This window comes from Pseudoalteromonas sp. BSi20429, assembly GCF_000238895.1.
Classification (GTDB): domain Bacteria; phylum Pseudomonadota; class Gammaproteobacteria; order Enterobacterales; family Alteromonadaceae; genus Pseudoalteromonas; species Pseudoalteromonas arctica.
In genome coordinates this window covers 156,242-173,054 of record NZ_BADV01000050.1, presented here as the reverse complement: position 1 = coordinate 173,054, position 16,813 = coordinate 156,242, and the positions used below count along the sequence as shown (strand labels likewise).

The following is a 16,813-nucleotide window of genomic DNA, read 5'->3' as shown; positions in this document are numbered from 1 at the left end:
TAATCACGTAGGTCGCGAAGTCGCTAAAAAGCTTGTTAGCGCAAAGGAGCGAGACGAAGAGGCGTTTAATCAACTTGTTAGTGCCCTTGCTAGTGATGAAGAGTTAAATGCGATTACAAGCGACGACAAGCGTGCAATGGAGATCACTAAATGCCTAACTTCAGAGCCACAAGTAGCTGTTAAGCGCGAAGCTGTACTAGAAAATAACTTCATATCGGTACAACGCAATTTAAAAAGCGGTGATGTCTCTATCAAAATTGATAATAAAGTAATGACAGACAAGCGCTTAGAGCAATTAACTAAGTTATTAAGTGCCTTTAATTAGTTAGTTAAATAATGATCTGTCAGGCATATTTACTTAGTTAAATAGTGATCTGGCAGATTGTTTTGTTAGTAAAAATCTGATCTTTACTAGCCTATTTCCTCTTCAAATAATCATATTCCTTCTTCAAGATCACTTTTTTACTAACTAATCTCCTCTTTTTAGCTACATTCCTTCATTTATTATTATTGTTAGTAAAATCGTGATCTGTAATGCTTACTTCTATGTTTCTAACTATATGTAACTTCTACCATTGCAGTTGTTTTAAATATTATTTTGTAAAATTGGATGCTTATTTTTACTTACAAACTGATTTTTTACTAAGTTATCAGCTCCAACCAGTTTATATCTTGTTAATAGTGCTTTAGCTCAGAGCACATAAGGCATATACTGGCAGGATTATTTTTAAAATTTAATGCTTAGAGTGACATGTCTGCTAACTTATCAAAAAATGATTTAATGGCTATTTTTGAAGAAATTAAAAATGAGCAGGCTACCCAGTTTCCTCTGTCTGAACGCTTTATTAAAAAACTTTTCCGTGAAAATGTTTTAGATAAAGGCAAAGAATATTACAAGAAAGGTCAAATCACTTGGCTAGAACACACCCCTAATTTTTCTGTAGTCGACTCTACTGTACAAGTGGATAATGGATCATCGTTTAACCAACGTATTGAGATCAGTAAAGTACCAACTGGTTATTCTGTTGATACGCATTGTACGTGTAATGCAAAAACTAAATGCCGACACTTAGCTGCTATTTTATTTAAGCTCAAAATAGAGCACTCTGGTGAATATGGCGAAGATTACTTTATTAATGACTGGTTTAGCGAATTAAGCGCACTTAAAAGTGGTGATCAAAACACGCCATCGCAAGTATTATTATTTGTATTAGATATTGAAAATAACAAAGTATTCTTAACACCTAAAATAGCGAATGTTGAGACTAAAAAGAATTACACGCTAGGTCGAAACCTGACCGAGCAGCAGTTAAATAGTTTTGTAACGCCGAGTGACTTACTCGAAAGTGATTTTAGATTATTTAGTTGGATACGCTCACAAAATGCAGTTGGGAGTATTGAGCTAAAAGGCCAGTGGGGTTTTAGTGCCTTACAGCAGTTGATAGCTACAGAACGCCTGTTTTTCCAGCGTTCTCGAGTGCCAATTAAGGCGCAATCGGGCCAAGCATTAAGTTTTAGTTGGGAGCAAGATAAAGATCTCTCACAATTAGTTATTAAGCTTGAGCAAACACAAAACTGGGCTTTATTAAAAACAACACCACCTACTTACCTCGATTTAGATCATTTAAAAGCGGGCCGTCTTCGCACCCCATTGAGTGCAGACGAAATAGCACATTTACAAACTATGCCTGCTTTGCATGACGCTAACTTTGATAGAATATACAAGCAGCTTGCCGATAACTTTGGTGCAGGTGTAATACCCCACCCTACTAATTTACAGCCAACATTGCCTAAAATCTCTAGTAATGCTGTTTTAAAAGTAACTATGGGCGATCAAGGTTTATCTCTTTCGTTGTTATTTAAGTATAAAAATAAAAACTATTTAGCAGGTGCTGCACCTGCAAGTACGATTAATAGTGCATTTGAAAATACTGTAACTAACGAGCTAATTAACTTAGGATTTGAATTTTGTAAAGGGGGTTTACAAAGTGAACTGGTATTTACAAAGCAGTCTTCAATCCATTTGCATTGGCTAATATACGAAGTATTCCCTGGCTTTAAGCAACGCGGTTGGCAAGTAAGTGTAAGTAAAGTAACGAGTCCTAATCCGCAGTGTGAAGTTAGTTTACATGTACACCGCGCAGCAGGGCATCAAATGCACTGCAAAGTATTGCTATGTGATGCTAAGGCATCGCTGTTGTTTACTAATATTGACCCGCTATATCAGTCATTAAATCGCCAAAGTGAACTATTTTACTACTATCCGCTTGGTCGTGAATTTGGGGTTATCAATAAGTCAGCAATTAACTTATTAAATGAATTTAAAGAGCGTTTTGAATTTGTAAAAACACGAGACGAATTTAATATTCCGCTTTCGTATTTACCTGAATTAGTAAAGCACACTGCTATAAACGTAGAGCTTCACGACGACTCATTAGAGCTATACTTACAAGAGCTAAATAGTCCCGATAAAGCAATTACTAAGGTTTCATTACATGGCTTAAATGACTCAGTAACACTTCGTGAGTACCAACAGCAAGGTGTTGACTGGCTTAGCTTTTTAAAACGTCACCAATTAGGTGGTATTTTAGCTGATGACATGGGCCTGGGTAAAACCTTGCAAGTTATTGCATTTTTAGCCAGTACATTTAACCGCCCGCAAGCGGGCCCTACACTTATAGTGTGTCCAACTAGTTTGGTGAGTAACTGGAAAAACGAAATTATTAAGTTTGCTAAAAGCTTAAAAGTCACCACTATTTTTGGTTCAAATCGTAACGATCCTTTACAGCACTTAGCGCAAGCGCAGTGTATACTTACTACATATCCACTTTTAAAGCGTGATATTGCATATTATTCGCCATTATATTTTGAAAATATAATCCTCGACGAAGCACAATACATTAAAAACGATACCGCACAGGTTTCGCGATTAGTTAAACGCTTAAATGCCGACTTTAAACTTTGTTTAAGTGGTACTCCAATCGAGAATAATTTACTTGAGCTTAAATCGTTACTCGATTTTGCTATGCCATCGTTACTTGGGTCTCAAGCCCACTTTAAGCAGCACTTTCAAACGCCTATTGAGCGTGAAGCTGATATGGAGAGAGCTGAGCAGTTAAAAGCGTTAATTATGCCTTTTATAATGCGCCGCACTAAAGCACAAGTAGCGCAAGAGCTGCCTGAAAAAACAGAGCTAACTAAAGAGTTTGAGTTTGAGCCTAAGCAAAAAGAAATGTATCAAGGTATTACACGTTCATTAGAAGAGAAGCTAATAGACTTATTTGCCGAACAAGGCGCACAAAAAAGTAAACTTGCATTTTTAGAGGCACTTTTAAAGTTAAGGCAAATTTGTTGCCACCCTAAATTAATAGATCCAGACACTCAAGCAGGCTCCGCTAAGCTTGAATGGTTAACAACACACTTACCGCTTATGTTAAGTCTCGGTCGTAAAATTATTATATTTAGTCAGTTCACATCGGCACTTGATTTAATAGCCCAACGCCTCGAAGAAATAAACATTAACTTTAGTATGCTTACAGGCCAAACGCGCCACCGCGATAAAGTAATCGACGAGTTTACCAGTGGTAAAACATCAGTGTTTTTAATTAGCTTAAAAGCTGGCGGTACAGGCCTTAACCTTACACAAGCCGATACAGTTATTCACTTTGATCCATGGTGGAACCCTGCTGTAGAAAAACAAGCGACTGATAGAGCTTACCGTATTGGCCAAACTAACCCTGTATTTGTGTATAAGCTCATAATGAGTAATTCAATAGAGCAAAAAGTATTTAAAATGCAACAAGACAAACAAGCCCTTGTAGATGCGTTATTTACTGATAAATCAATGAGCTTTACAAAGTTTGATGAACAACAAATGTTATCGCTAATTAAAAACTAAATTGATTTAAAAAGTTTTGATCTTTTTATGAACTTAATTAAAAAGCGGACGTCTACTATTATGCTTGTTGATTAATTGCAGTTAGCACAAGCATCATGTTGATTCCCCATTTAGTTACTAATTTTAGTAATGATTAAGCCAGCCCATTTTGAGTTGGCTTTTTTTATGCCTAAAATTTAGCGTTCGGCACTTATTTTAAAAGTTTTTACTTTTTTATGAACTTAATTAAAAAACGGACGTCTACTATTATGCTTGTTGATTAATTGCAGTTAATACAAGCATCATGTTGATTCCCCATTTAGTTACTAATTTTAGTAATGATTGAGCCAGCCCATTTTGAGTTGGCTTTTTTTATGCCTAAATTTAGCATTCAATTTTTATTTTAAAAGTTTTGATCTTTTTATGAACTTAATTCAAAGAGCGGCGTCTACTATTATGCTTGTTGATTAATTGCAGTTAATACAGGTTTTATGTTGATTTCCCCCTATTTGATTACTAATTTTAGTAATGATTAAGCCAGTTCATTTTGAACTGGCTTTTTTTATGCCCATAATTTGATTTGTTTAAATCAACCCGAATAAAAATAAATGATCTTTCGTAAATTAATTTGAATTAATTATTTTGTTTTCCGGTCTACTCTAATGCCTGTTGTTATATAGCCTCACCCAGTAATATTAGTTATTTTGGTGATTATGTATTTAAGTTGCAGCTTACTCGGGCACATGTTGATTTTCCCTTTGATTACTTAATTTAGTAATATTTGACCAGCTTATTTTGAGCTGGTTTTTTTATGTCTGTAATTTCTTTGCTCCCCTACTTCTATTGCGTGTTATTGGTTATGATGGCATGTCTCTAAATTTTATAAGTTTATTTTATGCTCACTCAAGTACTCACTAATATTGATTGGCTAAGCGCCGGTGCTGGTGTTGCGTTAGGCGTTGTATTTTACGGCGTTGTATCAACACAGCTTCGCAAAAAGCTACATCTACAAATAAGCGAACAGCAGCAACAGCTTTCCCTATTACAAAATCAATTTGATAATAAAGAGCTGCAATATAGTGCCTTGCAAGAAGATCACGAACTGCTAGAACATACTCACCAAGAACAGCGCGATGAAGCCCAGCATTTTAAAACGCGTTTTAGCGAACAAGAAAAACAAAGCATTCAATACAATCACTTTTGGCGTAAAGCCGAAGGCGAGCTTGCAGCGCTTCGTGAGCAATATAATCAACGCGATGTTGAATATAATAATATGCGTACCACCCTCGAGCAAAAACAACAAAGCTTTACCGAGCAACTCGCGCAAATTGAGCAAAGTAAAAATATGCTCAAAAAAGAATTTGAAAACCTAGCCAATAAGATTCTAGAAGAAAAATCACAAAGCTTTAAAACCTTAAATCAAGAAAGCATTGAACAATTATTAAAACCGGTTCAAGGCGAGCTAAAAGGCTTTAGAGAAAAAATGGAATCAATACATGTTGAAGACATAAAACAACGAACCGCGCTTAAAACCGAGCTATTGCATTTGCAAGCTAAAAGCCAAGCCATAACAGATCAAGCCGACAAGCTCAGCAACGCGCTACAAGGGCAAAAGAAAACCCAAGGTAATTGGGGCGAACTCATGCTCGAAAACGTCTTAGATAGCGCTGGCTTACGTGCTGGCGTTGATTATAAGCGCGAAGTGTCGTTTAACACTGAAGATGGCCGCTTGCGCCCTGATGTAGTTGTTTACTTACCACAAGGCCGACACTTAGTCATTGATGCTAAAACATCATTAAATGCTTATACACGCTATGTGAACGCTGAAAATGAGCTAGATGCTAATCAAGCAATTAAAGAGCATGTAAACGCCGTTACAGCACGTATTAATGAGCTTGCGAGTAAATCGTACGACCGTTTACCAGGGCTTAATTCGCCTGAAGTTGTGGTTATGTTTGTACCAATAGAATCAGCTTTTGTAGAAGCACTTAAATATCAAAGTGATATTTACCAACAAGCAATCGAAAAAAATATACTGGTAGCTACACCTACTACCCTGCTTACTAGTTTAAATATTGTTAAACAGCTTTGGCGTTTTGAAGAGCAAACCAAATACTCAAAAGAGCTGGCAAATCGGGCTGAGCGTTTTTATAACAAGCTCAATGGTTTTTTATTAAGTATGGAAGGCGTAGGTAAGCAGCTTGATAAAGCGAAAGAAAGTTACGACAAAGCGTTCTCGCAATTATACCGCGGTAAAGGTAATTTAATTAAACAAGCATCAGAGTTTAAAGAGCTTGGTGTATCGGTACAAAAAGAGTTACCTAGTGAGAGCGTTGAACGTGCGCAGCTAGAGCTTGATTAGATTTATTAAGTGTTTTCAATTAAGTATGTTGAATAATGTACGTTAGAAACCAGAGGTGTTTATGAATAATAAGATTATAGGTATTGTTTTAATCGTTATAGGTATCGCTTTAATTATGTGGGGATATGACGTGTATGATGCGGCGGCTTCGCAGTTAAGCCGCGCATTTAGTGGTGATACACCAATAGAAGCATGGGCGGGGATTATTGGCGGTGCCATCTGTGTGTTAATTGGCATTAAAAAGCTTAAGTAACATAAATAAAATACAGCTTACTGGGGCTTGTTGACCTCTCAGGATAAAATTTGTTCAATCTAGGGGCTATTTAATCGCGGCGCGAGGTTTGTAATTTAGTGGGCTCGATAACTGCTCCAGCGTTATTCTAATGGCTTACATCCATGTAATAATAAGTAAAAACCGAGCTACAAAGAGTAAATTGCCCCTAGGCAGAACCCTTAGGGCAGCGCATGTTTGGCATTTATACTAGGTTATCGTCTGTTTATGGGGAATAACCACACTACATAGACTCTGCCTTGCCTAAATACCAAACAGTCTGCTGCAAATTTAACCTCAAAAGATAAACAGGCCCTGAATAAGCTGTATTAGTTTATTTGTAATCCATCACTTCTAGTAATTCATTTAATTTACTTTCTGGCAGGCATTCGCCTTTATCCCAATAAGAGTTTAGTAACGCAGTTAAACTGCCAATACGCTGTGACTTTTTCTGCATTTGCTCAATCAAAATGTCAGCTTCTTTTTGTTTTTTTTCTAAACGTTCGATTATTACTGTGTGGTTTAGCTCGCCGTTTTCGTTACGTAATAAAGGTATTTCGTTGAGTGAAAACCCCAAGCTTTGTGAAAATTTAATTAATTGCAGTTTTTCTAAGTTTTGTTGGGTGTAAAGCCTATAACCATTAGCACTGCGAGTGGTTGGTGCTAATAACCCTTTGCTTTCGTAAAAACGAATAGTGCTGGCAGGTATGTTGGTAAGTTTTGCAAGTTCGCCTATTTTCATAACTAATAATAACTCCACTTTACATAAACTTAGTAGGTTGACCTTCAAGCTAACTTTAAGGTTATAGTTGTTTTAATGTCAATTTAATTAGCCAATAATTATGCGCAACCCTGTGTTTACCTCCTTTACCTTGCCAAGTGGTTTAGTATTAAAAAATCGTATTGCCAAAGCCGCTATGGAAGAAAACCTAGCACAAGAGGACCAAACGCCCTCCCAAGCACTTAAAAATGTTTATAGCGCATGGGCTAAAGGCGGTACAGGGCTAATTATTACTGGCAATGTAATGGTTGATCATTTAGCGATGACAGGCCCAGGTGGCCTTGTGCTTGAGCAAAGTACCGATATTACTGCCTTTGCCGAGCTTGCTCGTTTATCAAAGCAAAATAATTGCAAAGTGGTGATGCAAATTAATCACCCTGGTAGGCAAGTATTTAAAAAAATGGGTGGAAAGGCTATATCAGCGTCAAGTGTTGCACTTAATATGGGTAAGCACTCGCACTTATTTGGCGTACCAAAGGCAATGACGCAAACCGACATTGACGATGTTATTACCCGCTTTACGCAAACTGCACTACAAGCTGAAAAAGCAGGTTTTAATGGCGTACAAATACATGCAGCGCATGGCTATTTACTTGCCCAGTTTTTATCGCCACTTACCAATAAGCGCGACGATAAATGGGGGGGAAGTTTACAAAATAGAGCCCGTTTACTTCTCGAAATAACCCGCAGTATTAAAGCAGCTTGCTCCCCCACCCTTTCGGTTTCGGTAAAGTTAAACTCTGCAGATTTTCAACGTGGTGGGTTCGAACCCAGTGACGCGCAAGTTGTAGTGGATTTATTGAATGAACTCAATGTTGACTTTGTGGAGTTATCGGGTGGTAGCTACGAAGCCCCTGCCATGCAAGGTAAAACAGGTGACGAACGCACACTTGCCCGCGAAGCATACTTTTTAGAGTTCGCAAAAGCGATTAGCCACCGCTCATCAATCCCAATAATGACCACCGGCGGCATTAGTCGCTTATCTATTGCCAACAACGTGATTGAAAGTGGAGTGGCCCTCGTGGGTATTGCCACTGCGCTTGCATACCAACCAAATTTACCAAACAAATGGCAAAATGAGCCACTGCAACTAGCCGTATTACCCAATGTTACTTGGCAAGATAAAACCCTCGCAGGGCTTGCCACTATGGCACTGGTAAAAAGGCAAATACGCCGTTTAGGCCAAGGTAAACCTGTAAAAATAAACGCTTCACCAATATTTACTTTAATTAGCGACCAGCTACGTTCGGTTAAATTAACTAAGCGTTACCGCAATCGCTTTGCTAGTGAGATTAATTAAGCTTTGGTATTCACTCTTTTTATGTATTCCGGATTTGTTTACTAATTTTTACACTTGAATAAATGTAACCATTTTTATGTTGTGTAAATGAGTATTAAAGCGTGCACCAATTTGGAAGTTTGCTTTTTTATCAAGCTATTAAAGTGCACTATTTTGTGCATCTTAAGGTACTGTACGAGTAAAGAAAATAATCATTCTAAAATGTTAATTAAAGTGCGCGTTCAGCGTTTGTTAATTTAATCATCTTATTGAAATTATTGATATTTATTGTTTTTCTCCCGCTTGAGTTTGGTTGGTATTTATACTAGTTTATAGCGTAGATATTTAACCTTACTCAAGGAGAATAGTTACATGGTATCTCGCAGAAATTTTATTAAAGCAGGCGCTGCTTTAAGTTTAGGCTCTATTTTTAGTGCTTCAGCTTTGGCTGAACAATTAAAAGTAAAAATGTCTAACGGCAGTGTTATGCAAACTAAAGGAGCAATAGATAAAAGCGCTGCTCTGCCCACAAACGATGTTACTAACGCTAAGCATTACCGGCCTGAATCAAGAATGGGCTTAGGCGGTCTTGCCGCTGGGAATGGCTTTAATACTATATCAAGCGATGCAGAAATTTTAACAATGCTAAATGCAGCATGGGATTCTGGTATTCGTCATTTTGATACGTCACCTTTTTACGGCTTAAGCTTAAGTGAAAGGCGCTTCGGTGATTTACTTCGAAACAAAAAGCGTGAAGATTATGTTTTATCCTCAAAAGTAGGTCGCCTTCTTACCCCTTCAGCAGAGCCTCTAGAAAATAGTTGGCATTGGGCTGATCACTCACCTTTTCATTATAAATATGATTACTCTGCATCAGGTACGCGTCGTTCAATAGAAGACACGTTGCATCGTATTGGTGTTGCCTCACTTGATATTGTTTATATTCACGATTTATCACCGCAAAATAGTGATATGGGAGATGATTGGCTTAAGTATTTTGATCAGGCAGCAAAAGGGGCTATTCCTGAGTTAACTAAAATGCGTGATGAAGGAATAATTAAAGGCTGGGGTTTTGGAATAAATACACCTCATGCTATTTATAAAGCGCTTGATATGTCAGACCCTGATATTTGCTTACTAGCGCTTCAATATTCAATTTTAGATCATAAGCAGGCACTTGATAAAACCTTTCCTATGCTTGATAAACGAGGTGTTTCAGCAGTCATTGGTGCTCCGCTTAATGGTGGTTTTTTAGCCGGTCGTAACCGCTTTAATTATTCACCTAAAATTCCTGGGCCTATGCAGCAAAAGTTTAATGCAATAAGCGACATTGCATCTAAACATGGGATTGATATTAAAACAGCTGCACTGCAATTCGCAGAGGCGCCTTCAACGGTATCCTCAATTATTCCTGGCGCACGCACGGCAGAGCAAATTAAAGCTAATGTAGCCTCAATGAAAGTTACCATACCAAGCGAATTTTGGAGTGAATTGAAATCTAAACAGCTTATTGCAGAAAACGCCCCCATACCCACATAACAAAATAGGTGTGCCATTTGCTTGGCACACCTCGTTATAGTCAGTGTGGTTGATTTTTAAGCAGCGCTTAGTAGTAAGTGCATTGATTGTTGGGCATTTGTATAAGCGCAGCTTGCTGGGGTTTAAAAACGAAGTTTTTAAACTTAGTTATTAGGTAGTCAAAAGCATTATTACGTGCCTATTACATATTACGCGTATCGGTATCATGCTGCGCTTCATCCTAGTGGTGAGAGCGTGTGGAACATATTGAAAGGGCTAAATATATAAAGCAAAAAGTTACTGTAAACCCCCATTACAGTTAGCCGGTAAATAGTACAAATAGTAAATTAGCACTACTTAGTCAATTGAGCAGTGCTAATTGGTTTAATTAAAAGCCACATTTACCGTTATTTATTGCCATTGCGCTTTTGCCAAAACGATCTCAATACCCCACAACGTTGCTTTTATAAACTTAAAAATATCAAGCACATTGCGATTTATTAACCCATCTTTTGTAAGGTTGGTACTTATCGTACAACACATTAAAAATATACGTGTATATGAGTATAAAAACTAAAAAGCCAGCTTCTAATGCTGTAGCGGCTAGCCATGTAATATTTAAATACCAAGCAAGTATTGGCAGCGTTATAACCACCATACCCAGCTCAAAGCCACATGCATGCGTAATGCGGGTTACTAAACCTCGCTCGATTCGGTTATGCCCAACTATTTTATCAAACACTATGTTGTAAATGTAATTCCAAAGCATGGCGAAGACTGATAAACCAACACCTACTATTGCCATTTTTCCTGTTGCAAACCCACCAAAATAAACTGATGCAGGTACAACAAAAGATAATGCTATCATCTCAAATATTAGTGCCTGAAAAATACGTTCTGCTGTGTTCATATATAAATAACTTCTTAAGTTGATGACGATGGCTGTATTTTCATTCATTATAAAGATATGTGTTAGTTACTTAGTATCGGGAAAAGCGATATGTTTAGTATTGAACAGCTTCAAGCATTTGTGGCTACCGTTGAAGCTGGATCGTTTTCAGCTGCTGCGCGCGGTTTAAGTAAAGCGCAGTCGGTAATAAGCCAGCATATTATTAATTTAGAAATAGACTGTAATGCGACATTATTTGAGCGCACAGGGCGCTATCCACAATTAACCGAAGCCGGTAAACAGTTACTACCCCAGGCTAAGGCCGTGCTTAATCAACACCAGCGATTAACAAACTCTGCATTAGCACTAAATGAAAAAACACCAACCGAAATCACTATCGCACTTGACGAAGGGATCCCGTTTAAAACTATCGCGAGTATTATTAGCAAGCTACAAAGTAAGTATCCTTACGTATCGCTTGAGTTTTTAAGTGCATCCAGCCATGACATAATTGACATGCTAAACAGCGAAAAGCCTATAACGGGTATTATTTTTAGTGAATTAAATATACCGAGCTACTTAGACTATGAATGTATTGGATCGGTAAAATTTGATTTATATGTTGCTAAATCGCACCCTTTAGCGGGGATCAGATGTGAAAATATGGATGGTCTTCGGCTACATCGACAACTTCTTCTTCGTTCTCGCAATACGCAAACAAGTAGCTTTCAGCTAAAAATTAGCCCAGAGATTTGGTATGCCGATAATTACTTTGTATTACTCGAGCTAGCAATACAAGGTAACGGGTGGTGCTTATTACCAAACCATGTAGCTGTAGATGCAGTACAAAGTGGTGAGCTGGTTAAACTTCCTCTTGAGTTTGAAGAAATGGGTTGGTTGGCTAATGTTGATGTATTACAGCATCAGCAACACAGTAATCAAGAGGTGTTTAAAGTACTAAGAAATTTACTACGGAATTTTTTAAAAATTTAGGTTTTATATAATGCCTGTTAGGCGGTTTACTTTTTATTACGCTAAATCCCAGTAAGGTGTATCGCCATAAAAGTCACTTGTAAAATCAACAAATGCACGTACTTTGCTCGGTAAAAACTGTCTGTTAGCGTACACCATATACAGTCCCATTGGGTCGGGTTCGTAGTCATTTAAAATGCGCACTACTTTGCCTTGAGCCAGCGCTTCGCCAGCAATAAATGTGGGCTGCATAGCAATACCACCACCCGCAATGGCTGTATTTAGTAGCAAATCACCATTGTTAGCCACAAAGTTACTTTCAAGCTTTAGCTCGCTTTTTAACTCATTAACTCCAAATAATCGTTTTGTGGGCTCGCTGTGGGAATAGCGTAAATAATTATGTGACTGTAAATCTAAAAGCGTTTGTGGCGTGCCATGGCGTTCTAAATAGTCGGGTGACGCAAATACAGCTAAACGTATAGGGGCAATTTTTTTAGCTATCAACGTTGAGTTTTTTAATACGCCAATGCGCAGAGCAATATCAATACCCTGCTCTACTATATCTACATATTGGTCTGTGAGCCGTAAATCTAACTTTAAATTTGGATACTGCTTTTGAAAATCAACCAACAAACCTGCTAAATGCTTAGTACCAAACGACATAGGCGCACTAATACTAAGCACACCCGATACATTTTCGCTTAAGTTGTTTAGTGAGTTTTCCATGTCTTCAATATCAATAACCACCTGCTGACAACGCTGATAATACTGATTTCCAGCCTCTGTAACACTTACTTTTCGCGTTGTACGATGTAATAAACGCGTGCGTAGATTATCTTCCAATGCAGAAATATATTTGCTGACTAACTGCGGCGAAATATCGAGTTTATCGGCCGCTTTTGAAAACGAGCCTTCTTGCACAACGGCTAAAAAGGTCTTCATGGTGGTGAGCTTATCCATTTTTTAACAATGCTTTGTTGATAATGTATAAATAAGTATCATATTTATCGTCAAAATAGAAACTTATATAGTGTTTATAACGCATCTACTTGTTTAAGGTTTTAGTATGACTCAGCCTGCTTTATTTATATCTCACGGCTCGCCAATGATGGCTGTTCAGCAATCGGCTACGTCAGATTTTCTTGCATCATTAGCTCAAACGCTTAGTAAGCCTCGTGCTATTGTGGTGTTTTCTGCCCACTTTGATGAAGCGCACGATATAGTTATTACATCAGGAGATGCGCCGCATACTATTCACGACTTTTATAACTTCCCCAAGCCCCTGTATGAAATTCAATACCCAGCACCAGGTGACCCTAAGCTTGCTAATACTATTAGTGAGTACTTTTACAAAGCGGGTATTAAAACGGTGCAAAGTGCAGATCAAGGGTGGGATCATGGTGTGTGGATCCCGCTGCGCTTAATGTACCCAGCAGCTAATATTCCCATTGTTCAGGTGTCTATTAACACGCGTTTAGGCGCTCAGGCTATGTATAAATATGGACAGTTACTTGCACCACTGCGCAGCGATAACGTATTAATTATTGGCTCCGGCGGTATTAGTCACAATCTACGTGAAATATTTAAAAGCCCTGCTACACCTAATCGTGTTCAAATGGTTAATGAGTTTACTCATTGGGTTGAGCAAAAATTAATAGCGCAAAACACCCAAGCGTTACTTAACTATTTAAATGAAGCACCCTATGCTTTATTTAATCACCCTACCCAGGAGCACTTTTTACCTCTTTTTGCAGCGCTTGGAAGTAGTGACGGTAAAGCCAAAAAAATACATGAAGATATAGAAATGGATATTTTAGCACTCGATGCTTATAAGTTTTATTAATTTGAGCGTTCGTTCAAATTAAGTTAAGCTGTAAGCAAGTACTCTAAAACCAACTTAATTAATTTTATTGCGGAGCAAACATGGCAACTACACTTGCATTTGACGTATACGGTACGCTAATAAACACTCACGGCGTACTGTCCTTACTCGACGACATGATTGGCGATAACGCCCAAGCATTTTCAAATACATGGCGCGAAAAGCAATTAGAGTATTCATTTAGACGTGGATTAATGCAAAATTATATTCCTTTCTCGCTATGTACAAAACACGCACTCGATTACGCCTGCTTAGCGCACAAAACCGAGCTAAGTGAAGATCAAAAGGGGCAACTGCTAGAGCTTTATAAAACGCTTCCTGCGTTCGATGATGTAAAAGCAGGCCTTGAGCAATTAAAAGCGAAGGATTACCGTTTGTTTGCATTTTCAAACGGAGCTGCCGACGCAGTTCATACCTTATTAGAAACCGCTGGCATTAGTGAGCTTTTTGAAGGGGTAGTAAGTGCCGACGACGTTAAAACCTTTAAACCAAACCCTGGGGTTTATAGCCACTTTTTACGCGAAACCAATTCAACAGGCGCAAACACGTGGCTTGTATCGAGTAACCCGTTTGATGTAACCGGTGCCATATCGCACGGCATGCGCGCGGCGTGGATTCAACGATCTAAAGAATCTATTTTCGATCCGTGGGAAATACAGCCAAATACTATTGCAACCGATTTACTCGATTTAAAAGCAAAATTAGAAAGCGTTAACTAATTTTCTGTACCCCCTTTTGCCTATGGTATTAAGTGCCGTGGGTGTAAAGGGGGTTTACGTTTTAACTATTTACTCCCGCCTTTATTAGCTCAATCACTGTATTCATACGTTTTGCCAACGGCCTATTTCGGTGATGGCACACATAAATAGATTCACTAACCGGACATTCTAAATGATGCGTTTTAATAAGCGCGGGCTTATTGAATGCGCCAACAGCATGAGCAGGTAATACCGTAAAGCCCAACCCTAAACTTACTGGTTCTAGTATTAAACTAATTTGGTTAGAAAATCCCGTACGTCTTATTTGGTCAATATGCTCAAACTCACTGTAGTTTTCGCTTAGTAGTAGCTGCGCATGATGGCTTGCATCGGGATGAGCAATAAACCCTAGCTCACACAGGGTTTGCCAATTAGGCATGTTTATACCTGCAGGCGTTACAAGTAGTAGTGGCTCTTGGCTTATTTTATGGCTGGTTAGTCCGCTAAATGTTGGAGCTTGAGTTAAAAAACCGATGTCGGCACTGTGGTTTGCTACAGCTTGTTCAACACTTACATTGGGCGCAAAGCGGTAATCAATAATCAACTCTTTATGCTCAGATTGCAGTGCTAATAATTGATTATAAAACTTTAAACCACAACTGCCCGGAGATTGAATCTTTACCGCTCCACTGTACGGCGAATTATCTTTTAATTGTTGTTCTAAAAACTGCCAATCTTTAAGAAGTAGGCTGCCCTGCTGATATAAGTTTTGACCCTGTGGCGTGAGTGAAAACTGCTTACCGTGGCGCTCAAGTAAAGCGCAGTTTACTTGCTGCTCTAGTTTTTTAATATGCTGACTTACGCCAGATTGGGTCATAAAAAGGCGCTCGGCTGTTTGGGTAAAATGATTTACCTCAACCAAGGTGCAAAATGTGTTTAACCATGTCGGATTTATCATTACAAAACGTACTCAAAATGATGATTAATGATAATTTTACTTAATGTTTGTCGATTCGTAAACTAACTCCATCAACTAGTCACAAGATAAGTCACACGTTAAAGAGGAAGCATTATGAGTCATACATACCCACGTAGTTTTTCGCACATTGGTATTTCGGTCCCCGACGTTGAAAAAGCCGTTGAGTTTTACACTAAGGTTATGGGTTGGTACACCATTATGGAACCCACTTTAATAACCGAAGACAAAAGCCCCATTGGCGAAATGTGTACCGAAGTATTTGGTGAAAAATGGGAAAAATTCAAAATAGCGCACCTTTCAACGGGCGATCGTATTGGTGTAGAAATTTTTGAATTTAAAAACCAAGAAAACCCAAAAGACAACTTTGAATACTGGAAAACAGGGATCTTTCATTTTTGTGTTCAAGACCCTGATGTAGAAGGCTTAGCAGAGCGTATTGTAGAAGCTGGCGGTAAAAAGCGTATGCAAGCCCCGCGCTATTACTACCCTGGCGAAAAGCCATACCGCATGATCTACATGGAAGACCCGTTTGGTAACATCCTTGAAATTTACAGCCACAGCTACGAGCTTATTTACAGCGCAGGCGCTTACTAAATAGCACTTAGCTAAAAACAAAGATCGCAGTATTTATTACTGCGGCCTTTTTGTTTCAGTTATAGAGTTTTTAAATACACTTCACCGTCTTCTTATTCTCTATAACTTGTTTTTGCTTAGCTTGTGCAGCATGTTTTGCCCTGAGTTGAAAATATTATCAACCTCCAGAAAAACACTACCAATCGAACTGTGTCCTAGTGAATTTATGAACGACATAATGTATTTGTCAGGAACTTTTGCTCTTATCCACAAACAGGCTACATGTCAGTACCGCTGAGATTAAAAAACAAAATATTACGCTTAATGTAAATAATATAAAGTTTTCATTTTTTGATATAGCTCCTCCTTTAAGGAGTATTTCACCGCTATTAAGTGCATCTATTCCTATATAGATCATCAACGGAATTACAAAAAATGCATTGCTGAGCTTAATAAGTAAGTCCTTTGATGAAAGACTTACTAATTGAGAAGCATCATGCTCTTCCTCGTCTCTATTTAATAGTTCGGCTTTTAATAGCTCAAAGCGTTCAGGGTACAAAGCCCTATCAATAGACGTGATAGCTTCTTGCAATTCAGTAATAGAATATTCTGAATAATTTGGTTCCATCTATTAAACCTTCTCCAGTGCCTAACGCTTACATAAGCGGAAAAATATAGTTGACCAAAATGGTTTTAGGAACAAAAAACAGCCAACTATAATTTTTTCATTTG

The 16,813-nt window shown here is 38.2% G+C and carries 14 protein-coding genes and 1 pseudogene; 10 read left to right on the top strand and 5 right to left on the bottom strand.

Annotated elements, in window-relative coordinates; all coding sequences use genetic code 11:
* From P20429_RS19545 to P20429_RS09005, 4 genes and pseudogenes are all read left to right on the top strand, one after another.
* Positions 1–325, top strand: a pseudogene (locus P20429_RS19545) (transcriptional regulator); the annotation flags it as partial.
* A 426-nt stretch (positions 326–751) separates the two neighbouring features.
* Complete coding sequence (locus P20429_RS08995) at positions 752–3,898, top strand: DEAD/DEAH box helicase (protein ID WP_007583682.1); 3,147 nt, start codon at positions 752–754, stop codon at positions 3,896–3,898.
* A gap of 874 nt (positions 3,899–4,772) precedes the next feature.
* Positions 4,773–6,239, top strand: a complete 1,467-nt coding sequence (rmuC, locus tag P20429_RS09000; protein WP_007583680.1) for a DNA recombination protein RmuC — start codon at positions 4,773–4,775, stop codon at positions 6,237–6,239.
* Between the two features lie 61 nt (positions 6,240–6,300).
* The gene (locus tag P20429_RS09005; RefSeq protein WP_007583678.1) at positions 6,301–6,492 is read left to right on the top strand and encodes a DUF3185 family protein; all 192 of its coding nucleotides are present in this window, start codon (positions 6,301–6,303) and stop codon (positions 6,490–6,492) included.
* 352 nt (positions 6,493–6,844) lie between these two features.
* Here P20429_RS09005 and P20429_RS09010 read toward each other — a convergent pair whose 3' ends face one another.
* Positions 6,845–7,252: a MerR family transcriptional regulator gene (locus tag P20429_RS09010; RefSeq protein ID WP_007583676.1), complete on the bottom strand. Its 408-nt coding sequence runs from the start codon at positions 7,250–7,252 to the stop codon at positions 6,845–6,847.
* A 100-nt stretch (positions 7,253–7,352) separates the two neighbouring features.
* On the opposite strand from P20429_RS09010, the gene P20429_RS09015 reads away from it, so the two are divergent.
* Positions 7,353–8,591, top strand: coding sequence for an NADH:flavin oxidoreductase/NADH oxidase family protein (locus P20429_RS09015; protein ID WP_007583674.1), 1,239 nt, complete (start codon positions 7,353–7,355; stop codon positions 8,589–8,591).
* 351 nt (positions 8,592–8,942) lie between these two features.
* Positions 8,943–10,109 (top strand): aldo/keto reductase, encoded by a 1,167-nt coding sequence (locus P20429_RS09020; RefSeq protein WP_007583671.1) that lies wholly within the window; start codon positions 8,943–8,945, stop codon positions 10,107–10,109.
* Positions 10,110–10,569: 460 nt separating this feature from the next.
* Here the strand turns inward: P20429_RS09020 and P20429_RS09025 are convergent, their stop codons facing one another.
* Positions 10,570–10,998: a PACE efflux transporter gene (locus tag P20429_RS09025; RefSeq protein WP_007583667.1), complete on the bottom strand. Its 429-nt coding sequence runs from the start codon at positions 10,996–10,998 to the stop codon at positions 10,570–10,572.
* A 90-nt stretch (positions 10,999–11,088) separates the two neighbouring features.
* Between P20429_RS09025 and P20429_RS09030 the strand changes: the two genes are divergently transcribed.
* Positions 11,089–11,970 carry a LysR family transcriptional regulator gene (locus P20429_RS09030; protein WP_007583664.1) on the top strand — a complete coding sequence of 294 codons (882 nt, stop codon included), beginning with the start codon at positions 11,089–11,091 and terminating at the stop codon, positions 11,968–11,970.
* A gap of 36 nt (positions 11,971–12,006) precedes the next feature.
* On the opposite strand, the gene P20429_RS09035 is transcribed toward P20429_RS09030, so the two are convergent.
* On the bottom strand, positions 12,007–12,909 hold the full coding sequence (locus P20429_RS09035) for a LysR family transcriptional regulator (protein WP_007583663.1): 903 nt from the start codon (positions 12,907–12,909) through the stop codon (positions 12,007–12,009).
* Between the two features lie 106 nt (positions 12,910–13,015).
* Here P20429_RS09035 and P20429_RS09040 point away from each other — a divergent pair, with 106 nt between their 5' ends.
* Both P20429_RS09040 and P20429_RS09045 read left to right on the top strand, forming a co-directional pair.
* Positions 13,016–13,792, top strand: a complete 777-nt coding sequence (locus P20429_RS09040) for a class III extradiol ring-cleavage dioxygenase (RefSeq protein ID WP_007583661.1) — start codon at positions 13,016–13,018, stop codon at positions 13,790–13,792.
* A gap of 80 nt (positions 13,793–13,872) precedes the next feature.
* Entirely contained in the window at positions 13,873–14,550 is a 678-nt protein-coding gene (locus tag P20429_RS09045) for a haloacid dehalogenase type II (protein ID WP_002959247.1), read from the top strand.
* 61 nt (positions 14,551–14,611) lie between these two features.
* Here the strand turns inward: P20429_RS09045 and P20429_RS09050 are convergent, their stop codons facing one another.
* A complete protein-coding gene (locus P20429_RS09050; RefSeq protein WP_007583658.1) occupies positions 14,612–15,487 on the bottom strand; it encodes a LysR family transcriptional regulator in 876 nt (291 codons plus the stop codon).
* A gap of 114 nt (positions 15,488–15,601) precedes the next feature.
* On the opposite strand from P20429_RS09050, the gene P20429_RS09055 reads away from it, so the two are divergent.
* Positions 15,602–16,102: a lactoylglutathione lyase family protein gene (locus P20429_RS09055; RefSeq protein WP_007583656.1), complete on the top strand. Its 501-nt coding sequence runs from the start codon at positions 15,602–15,604 to the stop codon at positions 16,100–16,102.
* Between the two features lie 226 nt (positions 16,103–16,328).
* Here the strand turns inward: P20429_RS09055 and P20429_RS09060 are convergent, their stop codons facing one another.
* The gene (locus P20429_RS09060) at positions 16,329–16,709 is read right to left on the bottom strand and encodes a hypothetical protein (protein ID WP_007583654.1); all 381 of its coding nucleotides are present in this window, start codon (positions 16,707–16,709) and stop codon (positions 16,329–16,331) included.
* Positions 16,710–16,813 lie beyond the last annotated feature (104 nt).

Excerpts from the sequence above, each read along its gene's own strand:
- P20429_RS08995 (WP_007583682.1), top strand. The coding sequence starts at position 752 with ATGTCTGCTAACTTATCAAAAAATGATTTAATGGCTATTTTTGAAGAA.
- rmuC (WP_007583680.1), top strand. The coding sequence starts at position 4,773 with ATGCTCACTCAAGTACTCACTAATATTGATTGGCTAAGCGCCGGTGCT.
- P20429_RS09005 (WP_007583678.1), top strand. The coding sequence starts at position 6,301 with ATGAATAATAAGATTATAGGTATTGTTTTAATCGTTATAGGTATCGCT.
- P20429_RS09010 (WP_007583676.1), bottom strand. The coding sequence starts at position 7,252 with ATGAAAATAGGCGAACTTGCAAAACTTACCAACATACCTGCCAGCACT.
- P20429_RS09015 (WP_007583674.1), top strand. The coding sequence starts at position 7,353 with ATGCGCAACCCTGTGTTTACCTCCTTTACCTTGCCAAGTGGTTTAGTA.
- P20429_RS09020 (WP_007583671.1), top strand. The coding sequence starts at position 8,943 with ATGGTATCTCGCAGAAATTTTATTAAAGCAGGCGCTGCTTTAAGTTTA.
- P20429_RS09025 (WP_007583667.1), bottom strand. The coding sequence starts at position 10,998 with ATGAACACAGCAGAACGTATTTTTCAGGCACTAATATTTGAGATGATA.
- P20429_RS09030 (WP_007583664.1), top strand. The coding sequence starts at position 11,089 with ATGTTTAGTATTGAACAGCTTCAAGCATTTGTGGCTACCGTTGAAGCT.
- P20429_RS09035 (WP_007583663.1), bottom strand. The coding sequence starts at position 12,909 with ATGGATAAGCTCACCACCATGAAGACCTTTTTAGCCGTTGTGCAAGAA.
- P20429_RS09040 (WP_007583661.1), top strand. The coding sequence starts at position 13,016 with ATGACTCAGCCTGCTTTATTTATATCTCACGGCTCGCCAATGATGGCT.
- P20429_RS09045 (WP_002959247.1), top strand. The coding sequence starts at position 13,873 with ATGGCAACTACACTTGCATTTGACGTATACGGTACGCTAATAAACACT.
- P20429_RS09050 (WP_007583658.1), bottom strand. The coding sequence starts at position 15,487 with ATGATAAATCCGACATGGTTAAACACATTTTGCACCTTGGTTGAGGTA.
- P20429_RS09055 (WP_007583656.1), top strand. The coding sequence starts at position 15,602 with ATGAGTCATACATACCCACGTAGTTTTTCGCACATTGGTATTTCGGTC.
- P20429_RS09060 (WP_007583654.1), bottom strand. The coding sequence starts at position 16,709 with ATGGAACCAAATTATTCAGAATATTCTATTACTGAATTGCAAGAAGCT.